This is a genomic window from Sinomonas flava (assembly GCF_039531875.1).
Classification (GTDB): Bacteria; Actinomycetota; Actinomycetes; order Actinomycetales; family Micrococcaceae; genus Sinomonas; species Sinomonas flava.
The window spans coordinates 924,357-938,555 of record NZ_BAAAQW010000003.1 but is presented as its reverse complement, the minus strand read 5'-3'; the positions used below and the strand labels follow the sequence as shown (position 1 = coordinate 938,555).

Below are 14,199 nucleotides of genomic sequence, written 5' to 3'. Positions count from 1 at the left end.
GAGAACGCTGCCGCCGGGACCGCCGCCGTCATGCCCGTCTTCGACCAGCTCGAGAAGGGCATGGAGATCGGCCGCCGCGAGATCGCCGTGACCCGCGCCGACCTCGTGAAGTACGCGGGCGCGTCGGGAGACTTCAACCCGATCCACTGGAACAATGACTTCGCCACCTCGGTCGAGCTTCCGGGCGTGATCGCGCACGGCATGTTCACCATGGGCGCCGCCGTGCAGCTCGTGACCGACTGGGCCGGGGATCCGGGCGGCGTCGTGGACTACCAGACCCGCTTCACCAAGCCGGTCCCCGTGGCCGACACCACCGGCACCGACGAGCCCGGCGCCGTCCTCGAGGTCGTCGGGACCGTCGGCGCGCTCGACGCCGAGGCCCGCACCGCCCGCATCGACCTCACCGTCACCGCGGGAGGGCAGCGGGTCCTGACCAAGGCCCAGGCCGTCGTCCGGCTCGCCTGAGCAGCCCCACGTGCTCCGGCCACCCGCCGTCCGGGCAGTGCCCACCGAGGTCCGACACTGGCACCTCGCCGTCGTGGCCGCCTACGCGGCGAGCGGCATCGCGTTCTCGAGCTGGGTGTCGCGGGTCCCCGCGCTCGCCCAGGACCTCGTCCTCACTCCCGGCGGCGTCGGGCTGCTCCTGCTGTGCATGACGCTTGCGTCGTTCGTCTCGGTCTCGGCGTCGGGCCTCATCGTGATCCGGCTCGGCTCGGCGCGCACCATCCAGACCGGGGCTGCCCTCGTCGGAGCGGGCCTGACGCTGCTCGGCCTCGGGGCGAGCGTGCTGCGCTCGCCGGTGGCGGCCGCGATCGGCTTCGCCGTGATCGGCCTCGGGACCGCGAGCTGGAACACGGCCTCGAACGTCGAGGGCGCCGCCGTCGAGCGGGCCCTGAGGCGGTTCATCATGCCCCGGCTGCACGGGTCGTTCAGCCTCGGCACGGTGGCGGGCGCCGTCGTCGGCGCGTGGGCGGCAGCCGCCGCCGTGCCGCTCGTGTGGCACCTCGGCGCGGCCGGCGTGGTGGTCGCCGCCACCGTGGTCACAGCGGGGTTCTTCCTCCGCGCCGATGCCGGCCGCCGGCCCTCCGCGGCGCACGACGCCGCTTCCTCGCCTGCCGCAGACGGCTCGCCGGACGGGGCTCCCGCTGAAGCCGCGGCCTCCGCACCATCACCCGGGGGCCGCGCGCAGGTCGCCGCGGCCTGGAAGGACCGCCGCACCGTGCTGCTCGGCGTCATGGTGCTCGGCCTGGCCTTGGCCGAGGGGGCGGCGGGGGACTGGGTCGCCCTCGCGCTCGCGGACGGCTACGGAGTCTCGCACGCTGTCGGAGCCGCCGGCTACTCGTTCTTCGTGGCAGCGATGGCCGCCGGCCGCTTCCTCGGCACGCCCGTGCTCAACCGGCATGGCCGCGTCCTGTCGCTGCGCGCGTGCGCGGTGCTGGCCATCCTCGGCCTCGCGCTGTTCGTGCTCGCCCCGGCCCTGTGGCTCGCGTTCGTGGGCCTCGTGGTCTGGGGCCTCGGAGCGTCCCTCGGCTTCCCCGTGGGCATGTCCGCCGCCGCGGACGACCCCGTCCACGCTGCGGCCCGCGTCTCGGTCGTCTCCACCATCGGCTACGGCGCGTTCCTGTGCGGGCCGCCCCTGCTGGGCTTCGTGGCCGAGTTCACCGGCGTGCGGTACTCGCTGCTGACAGTGCTGGTGTTCGTCGTCCTCAGCCTCGTCCTGGCCGGCCAGGCAGCCCAGCGCACGGTCGCGCCCATCCGGCCCTGACTCCTCCCCCTTGCGGGGTCCCTGGCGGCGCGTTGCGGGGTCCCTGGCGGCGCGTTGCGGGGTCCTTGGCGCGCGCCAGGGACCCCGCAAGAGGGTGGCAGGGACCCCGCAACAGGGGCGCGGCTAAGCTGGACGGGTGAGCCAGACCCTGCTGTCCTCCCTGACAACCTCCGCCGTGGGCGGCCCGGCCGCCCGCTTCGAGGAGGCGCGCTCCGAGGCCGAGATCATCGAGGCGGTGCGCGAGGCCGATTCCGCGGGCGAGCCGCTCCTGATCATCGCGGGCGGATCCAACCTCGTCATCTCGGACGACGGCTACCCCGGCACCGTGCTCAGGATCGCCTCCGAGGGAATCTCCGTGGACACCGCGGACACGTGCGGGGGCGCCTCGCTCTCGGTGCAGGCCGGGCACCCGTGGGACGAGGTGGTGGACTACGCCGTCCACCACGCGTTCAGCGGCCTCGAGGCGCTCTCCGGCATCCCCGGCTCGACCGGTGCGACGCCCGTGCAGAACGTCGGCGCGTACGGTGCGGATGTCTCGCAGACCATCTGGCAGGTGCGGACCTGGGACCGGGAGGCCGGCGCCGTGAAGACGTTCGTCCCTTCGGAGCTGCGGTTCGGCTACCGCGACTCGCTCCTCAAGCAGACCACCGTCAACGGGTCCCCCCGGTATGTGGTGCTCCGTGTCGACTTCCAGCTCCCGCTCGGGCGCATGAGCGCCCCCATCCGCTACGCAGAGCTCGCCCGCGGCCTTGGGGTCGAGCAGGGCGAGCGCGCCCACGCCCTCGATGTGCGCCGCCAGGTCCTTCGGCTGCGCGCGTCCAAGGGTATGGTCCTGGACCCCGCCGACCGGGACACGTACTCGACCGGCTCGTTCTTCACGAACCCCATTCTGGCCGAGGCCGACGCCGCGTCCCTGCCCGAGGGGGCGCCACGCTACCCGGCGGGCGAGGGCCTGGTGAAGACGTCGGCGGCATGGCTCATCGAGCGCGCCGGCTTCCCCAAGGGCTACGGCCTCGAGCCGGACAGCGTCACGGGCGGCCGCGCGTCGCTGTCCACCAAGCACACCTTGGCGCTGACCAACCGCAGCGATGCGACGGCGAAGGACCTCCTCGCGCTCGCGCGCGAGGTGCGGGACGGCGTCAGGGCACGCTTCGGGATCGAGCTGCACAACGAGCCGCTGCTCATCGGGATGGAGCTGTGAGCCGCGGGACCCGGCCGTGACCGGCGGGACGGACGCGGTGGCGGGCCAGGCGCGCCATCGCCTCGACGTCGCGGCCGCCGCCGTCCGGCTGTATGCCGAGCAGGGCTATGAGGCGACGAGCGCGGACCAGATCGCCGCTGCGGCCGGCCTCTCGCGCAGCACGTTCTTCCGGCAGTTCCGCTCGAAGGAGGACGTGGTCTTCGCCGACCACGACACGCTCCTGGGCCAGGCCGAGGACTTCCTCGCCGAACCCCACGATGACCCGTGGGACGCGGTCTGCCGCGCCGCCGAGCTCGTGTTCGCGCATTTCGCCTCGCTCGGGGACCTGGCACAGCTGCGCTATCAGGTGGTGACGCGGGAGCCCGGCCTGCGCGACAAGGAGCTCGTCACGACCTTCCGGTACGAGCGGCTCTTCCAGCGCTACCTCCGCCGCGCCGTGCCCGGCGTGGACCCCTTGGACGCGGTGCGCTTCGCCGCGACGGTGATCGCGACCCAGAACTACTGCCTGCGCGGGCTCATGCGCGGTGAGGAGGGCTTCAGCGCGGCCCGGCTGCGCGCCGAGCTCGACGCCGTGCGCCGGCTCTTCGGGGTCGCACTGGACGGGGCGGCGGCGCGCGAGGCTGGCGCGGTCGCCTCCGGCGGGACGCGTGCCGCCGGCGGAACTGCCGGCCCCGGCGAGGACATCGTCGTCGCCGTCTTCCCCCGCTCCGCCGCTCCGGCCGAGGTTGCCCGGACCATCGAGGACACGCTCCGGCGACGCTCCTGACACTCCGTTCCACTTGACCTGACACTCAGTTTCACGATTACATGGTGGCGTGCCCCACACCGCCGCCGCTCCCTCGCCCGCGTCCCGCGCATCCGCTCCCAGCCCGCGTCCGCTCCGCGCCATCGGCGTCGTCGGCGCCGGGCTGATGGCCAGCCAGCTCGCCACGCTCTTCGCGCAGCAGCTCCGCGTCCCGGTGACCATGAGCGACCTCTCCGCCGAGCGGGTGGACGCCGCGCTGGGCGCCATCCGGGCCCGGCTCGAGCGCGCCGAGGCCAAGGGCCGACTCGCCCCCGGGGAGGCCGCCGAGGTCGCGTCCCTCATCACCGGCACCACGGACCCGGCCGACTTCGCCGGCTGCGACGCCGTCATCGAGGCCGTCTTCGAGGAGCTGTCGGTCAAGCGCGCCGTCTTCGCCGCCGCAGAGGCAGCGGTCGACCCGCACACCCTCCTGCTGACCAACACCTCCTCTCTCTCCGTCGCAGCCATGGCCGAGGGGCTCGCCCACCCCGAGCGAGTGGTCGGCTTCCACTTCTTCAACCCCGTCGCGGTCCTGCCGCTGCTCGAGCTCGTCCGCACCCCATTCGCGTCCGAGGACGCGATGTCGACCGCCGCCGGCCTCGCCGCCGCGCTCGGCAAGACCGCCGTCCCGGTGGCGGACGCGCCAGGCTTCGTCGTCAACCGCCTCCTCACACGGCTCTTCTCCGAGACCCTGGCCGAGATCGAGGCGGCGGCCGCAGCGGGCGGCGACCCGCTCGCCGTCGACCGCGCACTCGCCCCGTGGAACCTGCCGATGACCCCGCTCACGCTCGTCGACTACATCGGCACCGGGGTCCAGCAGCACATCTGTGCCACCATGCACGCGGCCTACCCGGAGCGGTTCCCGCTCTCGCCGTGGCTCGCCGCCGCTGCCGGCTCCGGCGTGCGGCGGCTCCTCACGGACGACGGCGCGCTCTCGCCTGAGGCGGCCGCCCTCCTGCCGCGGCCGGTCGGGACCGTGCACGGCGCCGCTGCCGTCGACCAGACCCAGGTTCTCGAGCGCGTCCGCGCGGCCCTGGCCGAGGAGGTCCGCATCATGCTCGCCGAGGGCGTCGTCGCGTCCGCCGAGGACATCGACCGGTGCATGGTCCTCGGAGCCAACTACCCCGCCGGCGGGCTGAGCCCCCTCCTCGCCCCGCTCGCGGTCCGCTGATCCCCCACCCACCGCCTGAAAGAGAAGGCCATGCCCGACTACGACGTCTCCGCAGCCCTCGACACCGACTACTACTCCGTGTTCTCCGCCGTCGGCACGGTCAGCGCCGAGGACCGCGCCCACTGGGAGCGCGCCCGCGCCTTCATCGACGAGGCCCTGCCGCAGATGAACGAGTACTGGGACCGCGCCGAGTACCCCCTCCATCTGGTCAAGCGCATGGGCGAGCTCAACCTGCTCGCCGACGGCATCGAGGTCCCCGGCCTCGAGCCCATGAGCCCCCTCGCGGCGGGCCTGGTCAACATGGAGATCTCCCGCGGCGACGGCTCCCTTGGCACCGTCGTCGCCGTCCAGGGCGGCCTGGCCCTCCGCTCGATCGCGTTCCACGGCTCCGAGGAGCAGAAGGAGCGCTGGCTCGGCCCGCTCGCGCGCGGCGAGGAGCTCGGCTCCTTCGCGCTCACGGAGCCGGACCACGGCTCGGACTCGGTCTCCCTCGAGACCACCGCGCGCCTCGACGGCGACCAGTGGGTCCTCGACGGGGAGAAGAAGTGGATCGGCAACGGCGCCTCCGGCGGCGTGACCGTCGTGTGGGCCCGCGACGAGGAGGGCAACGTGCGCGGCTTCCTCGTCGAGCAGGACACCCCCGGCTACGAGGCCGAGGTGATCGAGGGCAAGGGCTCGCTGCGCGCGATCCACCAGGCCCGCATCCGCCTCGAGGGCGTCCGCATCCCGAAGGACAGCGTCCTGCCCGGTGCGAGGACGTTCAAGGACACCTCCACGGTGCTCGTTGCGACCCGTCTCGGCGTGGCCTGGTCCGCGCTCGGCCACGCGACCGCCGCCTACGAGGCCGCCGTGAACTACGCCGGCCAACGCGTCCAGTTCGGCAAGCCGCTCGCGAAGTTCCAGCTCGTCCAGGACCGGCTGTCCCAGATGCTCGCCGAGCTCACGAGCATGCAGCTGCACTGCGTCCACCTCGCGCGCCTCGACGCCGCCGGGGAGCTCCGGCCCACCCAGGCGTCCATGGCCAAGTACCACAACACCCGCAAGGCCCGCGCCATCGCCTCGACGGCCCGCGACCTCCTCGGCGGCAACGGCATCCTGCTTGAGAACCACGTGGTGCGCCACATGATGGACATCGAGTCGATCCACACCTACGAGGGCACCGAGAGCGTCCAGGCCCTCCTGATCGGCCGCGACGTGACCGGCGTGGGCGCGTTCGCCTGAGTCTGGAGGACACCCAATGCAGGCCAACTTCTCAGCGCTCAGCCCGCTGCGCTTCCTCGAGCGCTCCGCCGCGGTCTTCCCCGACAGGGTCGCGATCGAGCACGGCTCCCGCCGCCACACCTACGCGGAGTTCGGCGCCGAGGCCCAGCGCCTCGCGAAGGCCCTCGCCGCTCGGATCCAGCCCGGCGACCGGGTCGCGTTCCTCGCCCCCAACGTCCCCGAGCTGCTCATCGCCCACTTCGCCGTGCCGCTGGCCGGCGGGGTGCTCGTGGCGCTCAACACGCGCCTGGCGGCCCACGAGGTGAAGTACATCCTCGAGCACTCCGAGGCCGCGCTGCTGTTCGCCGACACGGAGCTGCTGGCGACGGTCGACGGCGTCGCCCAGCTCGGCGGGCCGGCGGCGGAGGTGCCGGTCGTCGTCGTGCCCGATACTGAGTCAGCCGGAGTGTCGGGGACGGGCGCGCCCGAGGCCGCGGCGGCCGTCGTGCGCGGTGCCCAGGGCCGCAAGCGCGAGCTCTACGCGGACCTGCTCGCCGCCGCGCCCGACGGGCCGGACCTGCCGTGGGGCGTCGATGACGAGCAGGCCCCCATCACGCTCAACTACACCTCCGGCACCACGGGGAAGCCCAAGGGCGTGCTCTATTCCCACCGCGGCGCGTACCTCAACGCGCTCGGCGAGGCCCACCACCAGGGCTTCGACGGGGCCACCCGCTACCTCTGGACCCTGCCGATGTTCCATTGCAACGGCTGGTGCACCCCCTGGGCGGTCACCGCGGCGGCGGGTACGCACGTGTGCCTCCGCGCCGTGCGCGCCGAGGCGGTGTGGGACGCGCTCGACGACGGCGTGACCCACCTGTGCGGGGCGCCCACCGTGTGCTCGATCATCGCGGACGCGGAGCAGGCGCACGGGCTCGAGCGGCCGCTCAGGATCACCACGGCGGGAGCGCCGCCGTCGCCGACCATCATCCGCCGTCTCGGCGACCTCGGCGTGACCGTGGTGCACGTGTACGGGCTCACCGAGGTCTACGGGCCGTACACCGTGTGCGAGTACCAGTCCGCGTGGGACGCGCTGCCGGCCGACGAGCGTGCCGCGAAGCTGTCCCGCCAGGGCGTCGGCATGGTCCAGGCCGAGACGGCGCGCGTCGTGGAGGTCGGCACCGGCCCCGAGCTGCGGGACGTGCCCGCGGACGGCGAGACGCTCGGCGAGATCGTGCTGCGCGGCAACAACGTCATGCTCGGCTACTACAGGGATCCCGAGGCCACCGAGCGCGCCTTCGAAGGCGGCTGGTTCCACACCGGCGACCTCGGCGTCATGCATCCCGACGGCTACATCCAGCTCAAGGACCGGGCGAAGGACATCGTCATCTCCGGCGGAGAGAACATCTCCACGATCGAGGTCGAGCAGGCCATCGTCTCCCATCCCGACGTGCTCGACGTCGCCGTGATCGGAGTGCCGGACGAGCGGTGGGGCGAGCGGCCCGTCGCGTTCGTGGTGCGCGGCAGGGGCTCGGAGCTCACGGCCGAGGTCCTCTCCGGGCACGTACGCGAGCTCCTCGCGGGATTCAAGGTGCCGCGCGAGATCCACTTCACCGACCAGCTGCCCAAGACCTCCACGGGCAAGACCCTCAAGCACGAGCTGCGCGCCCTCGCCGCAGTGGAAGGAGCACGATGACCGAGACCCAGGCCTCCTGCCCGGAGGTCCCTGCGAGGCGTACCCCGGACGATGTCGTCATCGTCGGCGCCGCCCGCACCCCGCAGGGCAAGCTGCTCGGCCAGCTCGCCGCGCTGAGCGCCGTCGAGCTCGGCGGCGCCGCGATCTCGGGGGCGCTCGGGCGGGCGAAGGTGGCACCCGAGGACGTCGACGCCGTCGTGATGGGCCAGGTGCTGCAGGGCGGGGCGGGGCAGAACCCCGCCCGGCAGTCCGCCGTCGCCGCGGGCATCCCGCTGACGGCGCCCGCGGCCACCGTCAACAAGGTGTGCCTCTCCGGCCTCTCCGCCGTGATCGAGGCGGCGCGCATGCTGCGACTCGGCGAGGCGTCCGTGGTGGTGGCCGGCGGGCAGGAGTCCATGAGCCAGGCGCCGCGGCTCGTGACCGGGACCCGTTCCGGATCCGCGTACGGGTCCATGGAGCTCATCGACGCCACCGCCCACGACGGACTCACCGACGCCTTCGACCACGAGGCGATGGGGCTGGCGACCGACCGGGCCAACGCGGCGCTCGGGCTCACGCGGGAAGAGGCCGACGCCGTCGCGGCGGCCTCGCACGTGCGCGCGGGCGCCGCGGAGGCCGCCGGGGTGTGGGCCGAGGAGATCGTGCGGGTCAAGGTCCCGCAGCGCCGGGGAGCCGTGGTCGACGTGGCCCAGGACGAGGGCATCCGCCCCGATTCCACCCCCGAGACCCTCGCCCGGCTCCGGCCCGCGTTCTCGGCGGACGGGACCGTGACCGCGGGCAACGCCTCGCCCATCTCCGACGGCGCCTCGGCGGTCGTGCTGACGACCCGCGCCGAGGCCGAGCGGCGCGGGCTGGAGGTGCTCGCCGTCGTGCGCGCTCACGGGCAGATCGCAGGGCCGGACACCACGCTGCCGGACAAGCCGGCGAAGGCCATCTCCGCGGCGCTCGCACGCGAGGGCTGGTCGGCGGACGATCTGGACCTCGTGGAGGTGAACGAGGCGTTCGCCTCCGTCGCCGCGCATTCCGCGGCGCTGCTCGGCGTGCCGATGGACCGCGTGAACGTCCACGGCGGGGCGATCGCGATCGGGCACCCGATCGGTGCCTCCGGCGCGCGCGTCGTCGTGACGGCCGTGCACGAGCTGCTGCGCCGCGGGTCCGGCCGGGCCGCTGTCGCCCTGTGCGGGGGCGGCGGGCAGGGCGACGCCCTCCTCCTCGAGCGCTGACCCCGCCTTCCGTCTGGGGGTCACCTCCTGGGAGTCACCTTCTGGGGGGCACGTTCTGGAGGTCACCTCACGTGACCCCCAGAACGTGACCCCCAGACCGGGGTGAGGACGCGGGCTGTCCCCATCCTGGGGGATCATGGGTCCATGGGCTCTTCAAGTGCTCCGCGGGGGATACGCACGACGACGCTCGCGCGCCTCAGGCTCGCGGCGCAGGGCCTGCTCCCGGTCGCCTCGGTGGGGGAGCGGCTGGGACCGGCCGCCGACCCGGCCGCGGCCGTGCGCCGGATGGCCGCCCTGCAGAGCCAGGACCTCCAGTCCGGACTCCTCGCCGTCGGGCTCCGCACGAGGGCAGGTACGGCGTCCGGGGTGGCGGCCTCTCTGGCGAGCGGCGCCGTCGTGCGCACGTGGACCATGCGCGGCACCCTGTTCACCGTGGCGGCAGAGGACGTCCGGACTTTCCTGGGCCTCGCCGCCGAGAGGGTCATGCGGCTCGCCTCGGCCCGCCACCGCGAGCTCGGGATCAGCGAGGAGGACGTCGCGGTGGTCCGCAAGGCTGCCGAGGAGCGGCTCCCGGGCCGGGGCATGACCCGTGCCGAGCTGTTCGACGTGTTCGAGGCCGCGGGGCAGCCCACCGCGTCCCAGCGCGGCATCCACCTCATCTCGATCCTCAGCCATCGCCTCGTCCTCGTGCAGGGTTCCCTGCGCGGGAGGCAACAGGAGTTTCGCCTCGCCGATGAGTGGCTGCCGCCGGGACCCGGCCTCGCCGGGGACGACGCCCTCGAGCACCTCGCGGCGCGGTACATCGCCTCCCACGGCCCCGTCGACGAGCGGGACTTCGCGTGGTGGCTCGGCCAGCCGCTCGGGGCCGTGCGCGGCCCCTTCGCCGCAGCCGCCGCGAGGTTCGAGACCGTGGCCCTGGACGGGCGGACGCTATGGTGCGCGCCGGAGGTGGCGACGGTCGCGGACTCGCGGGCCGGGGCGCGCGCCGTGGTCGCGCTGCCTGCCTTCGACGAGCTCGCGATTGGATACCCGGACCGGTCCGTGGCCATACCGGACGACTACCTGCAGCGGATCATCCCCGGCACCAACGGTGTCTTCAAGGCGATGGTCGCGGTCGGAGGGCGGGCGGTCGGGACGTGGACCAAGGGCGGCCGCGCATCGGCGCCCCGGGTTGAGCTCGAGCTCTTCGAGCCCCTCGGGCCTGCGGCGTCAGCGGGCGCGGCCAGGGCCGCGGCGCGCATCGAGGCCTTCTGGGCGGGATAGGGCGCGGGCCTGTCCCGCCGTGACTGGGCCCAGAGCAGCAGCCAGTCGTCAAGTGCTGCCGTGAGCCGCTTTTCCTGCGTCAATTGACTCAGGAGATGCGGCCGAGGGCAGCACATGCTGGGGATAGGAACGGGGAGGCTGGGTTATCCACAGCGTTTCCGGTCCCGTTGCGGGCTCTGCAGGCCGCCGCGAAGATCGGACCATGGACAGACCCACAGCCGAATCGCTGTTCGGCGCTCGTTGGCCAGCCACCTCCCTCGCGACGACCGCGGCTCTGCGCGATGCCGGCATCACCGACCGACTGCTGGCGCACGGTGTGCGGCTTGGAGTGGTCCTGCGTCTGCGGCGCGGCGTCTACATGCCGAATCACCGGTGGGTCTCGCTGAAGCCCTGGGAGCGGGACCGCGTGCGACTCGAAGCCCACATCGTGGGGACAGGCGGCAGCTCCGTGTACTGCCACAGCAGCGCTGCCATCCTCCACGGGCTGTCGGTGTGGAACCCGGGACCTGCCATCCACGTCGCCACCACGTACTCCGGAGCGCGTTCCAGTCGCTCACCCGATACCCAGACCCATCAGCTGGATCTCGCCCCGGAGGACATCGTCACAGCTCCCGGGAACGAAGCAGTGCGGCTGAACTCGATCGTGCGCACTCTGGTTGACTGCGCACGGTTCCTGCCGTTTGAGCAGGCTGTTGTCCTCGGGGACAGTGCCCTTCACCGGCGGCTCGTCCACCTTGAGGACCTGCGAGGAGCTGTGCTGGCTGCGTCCCGCCGAGGCCGTCGGCGAGCACTGGCCGTCCTCGATGCACTCGAACCAGCAACGGAATCGGTGGGGGAGACCCGGGCCCGTCTGCTCATGGTCATGCTCGGCTTTGCCCGGCCGGTTGCCCAGCTGAGGCTCAGCACGGCCGAGGGCGAATACCGGGCGGACTTCGCCTGGCCGGAACTCATGGTCATCATCGAGTTCGACGGGGAAGGGAAGTACATGGACTACGCCCCAACGCCCGACGTCCTGCTTGCCGAGCGCCGCCGCGAGACGCTGCTCATGGAACAGGGCTGGATCTTCGTCCGGCTGCGCTGGGCAGACCTCGACCGACCTGATGAGGTTCGGCGCCGCCTCGCGGCAGCCATCGCCCGCGCCGCACGTCAGTCAGCCTGAGCGCCCGTGCAGATCGGTGATTGCCCAAGGCAAGTGCTGCCTCTGGCCGCTTCTCCTGAGTGAATTCACGCAGGAGAAGCGGCCAGAGGCAGCACTTGTGGGTGGGTCCTCCGCCTGCAGGGCTGCGCGGCGCGCCGGCCGGCCTCAGAGCGTGCCGGTGGCGATCTTGAGCATGCGGCGCAGCGGCTCGGCGGCGCCCCAGAGGAGCTGGTCGCCGACGGTGAACGCGGCGATGTACTCCGGCCCCATCTCGAGCTTGCGGATGCGGCCCACGGGGATCTCGAGCGTGCCGGACGCCGCGACGGGCGTCAGCTGGTCCATCGAGGCCTGCTTCTCGTTGGGCACCACGCGGGCCCACTCGTTGTCGGCGTCGAGGAGCTTCTCGATCTCGGCCACGGAGAGGTCCTCGCGGAGCTTGAGCGTCAGAGCCTGCGAGTGCGAGCGCATGGCGCCGATCCGCACGCACAGCCCGTCCATGATGACAGGCTCGATCGCGGAGCCCGCCGCGGTGCCCAGGATCTTGTTCGTCTCGACCCCGGCCTTCCACTCCTCCTTGGACTGGCCGTTGCCGAGGTCGGCGTCGATCCACGGGATGAGGGACCCGGCCAGCGGCACGCCGAACTGCGTCGCGTCGACGCCGCCGCGCTGGGCCGCCAGGACCTTGCGGTCGATTTCGAGGATGGCCGACGCCGGGTCCGACAGCTCTGCGGCGACCTCGCCGTGGAGGGTGCCGAACTGCGTGAGCAGCTCGCGCATGTGCCGGGCGCCGCCGCCGGAGGCCGCCTGGTACGTCATGGACGTGCCCCACTCGACGAGGTTGTTGCGGAACAGGCCGCCGAGCCCCATGAGCATGCACGAGACAGTGCAGTTGCCGCCGACGAAGTCCTTGACCCCGGAGGCCAGTCCCTCGTCGATCACCTTCCGGTTGACCGGGTCGAGCACGATGATCGAGTCCTCGTTCATGCGCAGCGTGGACGCCGCATCGATCCACAGGCCGTCCCAGCCCGCGGCCCGCAGCTGCGGGTGGACCTGCTTCGTGTAGTCGCCGCCCTGGGCGGTCACGATGATGGGGAGCTTCTTCAGCGCCTCGATGTCGAACGCGTCCTGCAGGGCACCGGCATCGCCCCCGGCAGAACCGGCGAAGGACGGGGCAGCGCCGCCCGCGTTGGAGGTCGAGAAGAACACCGGGTCGATCGAGGCGAAATCGCCCTCATCCTGCATGCGCTCCATGAGGACGGAGCCGACCATGCCGCGCCAGCCGACGAAGCCTACCGAAGAAGTCATGCCTTCCATTCTACGGGGGCCCAGCGGCCGGCGCCTGTGGGCTCCCTCACCCGGCAGCGCCGACGCACGACGGCGCGCGGTCGCCGCCGCGGGCGGCCCTAGCCTCGGCGGAACTCCACGATGCGGTAGGGGACCTCGGTCCGGGAGGTGAGCCAGCCGCCGTCGTCCGGCTGGACCGACGCGAGCCGCCACTCGCTGCCCAGCTGGGGCGCGAAGGTGTCGCCGTCCACGTCCAGGTCGAGGATGGTCACCACGGCCACGTCGGCCTGCGGCATCGCCTCGGCGAAGATCTCCCCGCCGCCGATCACCCACACCCGCTCGCCGCCCTCGCTGCGGCGCGCCGTCTCGAGTGCCTCGTCGAGGGAATGCACGACGACGGCGCCCTCGGCCTCCCAGCCCGGCTGGCGGGTGACGACGATGTTCGTCCGGCCGGTGAACGGCCGGAAGCGCCCCGGGATCGAGTCCCACGTGCGCCGGCCCATGACCACCGGGTGGCCCGTGGTGGTCGAGGCGAAGTGCTTCATGTCCTCGGGCACGTGCCACGGCATGGTGCCGTCCCGGCCGATGACGCCGCCCTCTTGCGTCTGCGCCCAGATCAGGCCGATCTCGCTCGAATCAGTGCTCATACGGCGATGGGGGCCTTGATCGTGGGATGGTGCTGGTAGCCGAGCACCTCGAAGTCCTCGTAGCGGTAGTCGAAGAGGCTCTCGGGCACGCGTCCGATGGACAGCTGCGGAGCGGGGTACGGCTCCCGGGAGAGCTGCTCGCGCACCTGCTCGACGTGGTTGTCGTAGATGTGGCAGTCGCCGCCGGTCCAGACGAACTCACCCACGCCCATCCCGAGCTGCTGGGCGACCATGTGGGTCAGGAGCGCGTAGGAGGCGATGTTGAACGGGACGCCCAGGAACATGTCCGCGCTGCGCTGGTACAGCTGGCACGAGAGCTTCCCCGGGCCGTCCTCCTGCGGCTCGACGTAGAACTGGAACAGCGCATGGCACGGCGGCAGCGCCATCGTGGAGATCTCGGCCACGTTCCATGCGGAGACGATGTGGCGGCGCGAGTCGGGAGCGGTCCGGAGCGAGTCCATGACGGCGGCGATCTGGTCGATGTGGCCCCCGTCCGGTGTGGGCCACGAGCGCCACTGGACGCCGTAGACGGGACCCAGCTCGCCGGCGTCGTCAGCCCACTCGTCCCAGATGGTGACCCCCTGCTCCTGGAGCCAGCGCACGTTCGAGTCGCCGCGCAGGAACCAGAGCAGCTCGAGGGCCACGGACTTGAAGTGCACGCGCTTCGTGGTCACGAGGGGGAAGCCCTCGGACAGGTCGAACCGGATCTGGCGGCCGAACACACTACGGGTGCCCGTGCCGGTGCGGTCGCCCTTGTGCGCGCCATGCTCGAGCACGTCCCGCAGGAGGTCCTCGTAGGGGGTCGGGATCATGCCGTCCAGCCTATATCC

General features: G+C 72.5%; 13 protein-coding genes. 10 read left to right on the top strand and 3 right to left on the bottom strand.

All coding sequences use genetic code 11. The features are described from left to right. Nucleotides 1-30: 30 nt before the first annotated feature. From ABD298_RS06965 to ABD298_RS06920, 10 genes are all read left to right on the top strand, one after another. Nucleotides 31-465: a MaoC family dehydratase gene (locus tag ABD298_RS06965; protein ID WP_208713063.1), complete on the top strand. Its 435-nt coding sequence runs from the start codon at nucleotides 31-33 to the stop codon at nucleotides 463-465. A 10-nt stretch (nucleotides 466-475) separates the two neighbouring features. Continuing rightward, nucleotides 476-1,765 carry an MFS transporter gene (locus tag ABD298_RS06960; protein ID WP_344298902.1) on the top strand — a complete coding sequence of 430 codons (1,290 nt, stop codon included), beginning with the start codon at nucleotides 476-478 and terminating at the stop codon, nucleotides 1,763-1,765. A gap of 136 nt (nucleotides 1,766-1,901) precedes the next feature. Then, complete coding sequence (locus tag ABD298_RS06955) at nucleotides 1,902-2,966, top strand: UDP-N-acetylmuramate dehydrogenase (protein ID WP_344298901.1); 1,065 nt, start codon at nucleotides 1,902-1,904, stop codon at nucleotides 2,964-2,966. 16 nt (nucleotides 2,967-2,982) lie between these two features. Further along, nucleotides 2,983-3,732: a TetR/AcrR family transcriptional regulator gene (locus ABD298_RS06950; protein ID WP_344298900.1), complete on the top strand. Its 750-nt coding sequence runs from the start codon at nucleotides 2,983-2,985 to the stop codon at nucleotides 3,730-3,732. 49 nt (nucleotides 3,733-3,781) lie between these two features. Further along, nucleotides 3,782-4,921, top strand: a complete 1,140-nt coding sequence (locus tag ABD298_RS06945; RefSeq protein WP_344298899.1) for a 3-hydroxyacyl-CoA dehydrogenase — start codon at nucleotides 3,782-3,784, stop codon at nucleotides 4,919-4,921. A gap of 30 nt (nucleotides 4,922-4,951) precedes the next feature. Continuing rightward, the gene (locus ABD298_RS06940; RefSeq protein ID WP_344298898.1) at nucleotides 4,952-6,142 is read left to right on the top strand and encodes an acyl-CoA dehydrogenase family protein; all 1,191 of its coding nucleotides are present in this window, start codon (nucleotides 4,952-4,954) and stop codon (nucleotides 6,140-6,142) included. 16 nt (nucleotides 6,143-6,158) lie between these two features. Continuing rightward, nucleotides 6,159-7,814 carry an AMP-binding protein gene (locus ABD298_RS06935; RefSeq protein ID WP_344298895.1) on the top strand — a complete coding sequence of 552 codons (1,656 nt, stop codon included), beginning with the start codon at nucleotides 6,159-6,161 and terminating at the stop codon, nucleotides 7,812-7,814. Beyond that, nucleotides 7,811-9,037, top strand: a complete 1,227-nt coding sequence (locus ABD298_RS06930) for an acetyl-CoA C-acetyltransferase (protein ID WP_344298893.1) — start codon at nucleotides 7,811-7,813, stop codon at nucleotides 9,035-9,037. The genes ABD298_RS06935 and ABD298_RS06930 overlap by 4 nt, the downstream gene beginning before the upstream one ends. A gap of 144 nt (nucleotides 9,038-9,181) precedes the next feature. Next, the gene (locus tag ABD298_RS06925) at nucleotides 9,182-10,300 is read left to right on the top strand and encodes a winged helix DNA-binding domain-containing protein (protein WP_344298892.1); all 1,119 of its coding nucleotides are present in this window, start codon (nucleotides 9,182-9,184) and stop codon (nucleotides 10,298-10,300) included. Nucleotides 10,301-10,502: 202 nt separating this feature from the next. Further along, nucleotides 10,503-11,459 carry a hypothetical protein gene (locus ABD298_RS06920; RefSeq protein WP_344298891.1) on the top strand — a complete coding sequence of 319 codons (957 nt, stop codon included), beginning with the start codon at nucleotides 10,503-10,505 and terminating at the stop codon, nucleotides 11,457-11,459. A gap of 144 nt (nucleotides 11,460-11,603) precedes the next feature. On the opposite strand, the gene asd is transcribed toward ABD298_RS06920, so the two are convergent. The 3 genes from asd to ABD298_RS06905 all read right to left on the bottom strand — a co-directional run bounded on the left by asd (nucleotide 11,604) and on the right by ABD298_RS06905 (nucleotide 14,181). Next, nucleotides 11,604-12,743, bottom strand: a complete 1,140-nt coding sequence (gene asd / locus ABD298_RS06915) for an aspartate-semialdehyde dehydrogenase (RefSeq protein WP_344298890.1) — start codon at nucleotides 12,741-12,743, stop codon at nucleotides 11,604-11,606. A gap of 98 nt (nucleotides 12,744-12,841) precedes the next feature. After that, nucleotides 12,842-13,369, bottom strand: coding sequence for a dihydrofolate reductase (locus tag ABD298_RS06910; RefSeq protein WP_344298889.1), 528 nt, complete (start codon nucleotides 13,367-13,369; stop codon nucleotides 12,842-12,844). Next, nucleotides 13,366-14,181 carry a thymidylate synthase gene (locus ABD298_RS06905; protein WP_344298888.1) on the bottom strand — a complete coding sequence of 272 codons (816 nt, stop codon included), beginning with the start codon at nucleotides 14,179-14,181 and terminating at the stop codon, nucleotides 13,366-13,368. The genes ABD298_RS06910 and ABD298_RS06905 overlap by 4 nt, the downstream gene beginning before the upstream one ends. Nucleotides 14,182-14,199 lie beyond the last annotated feature (18 nt).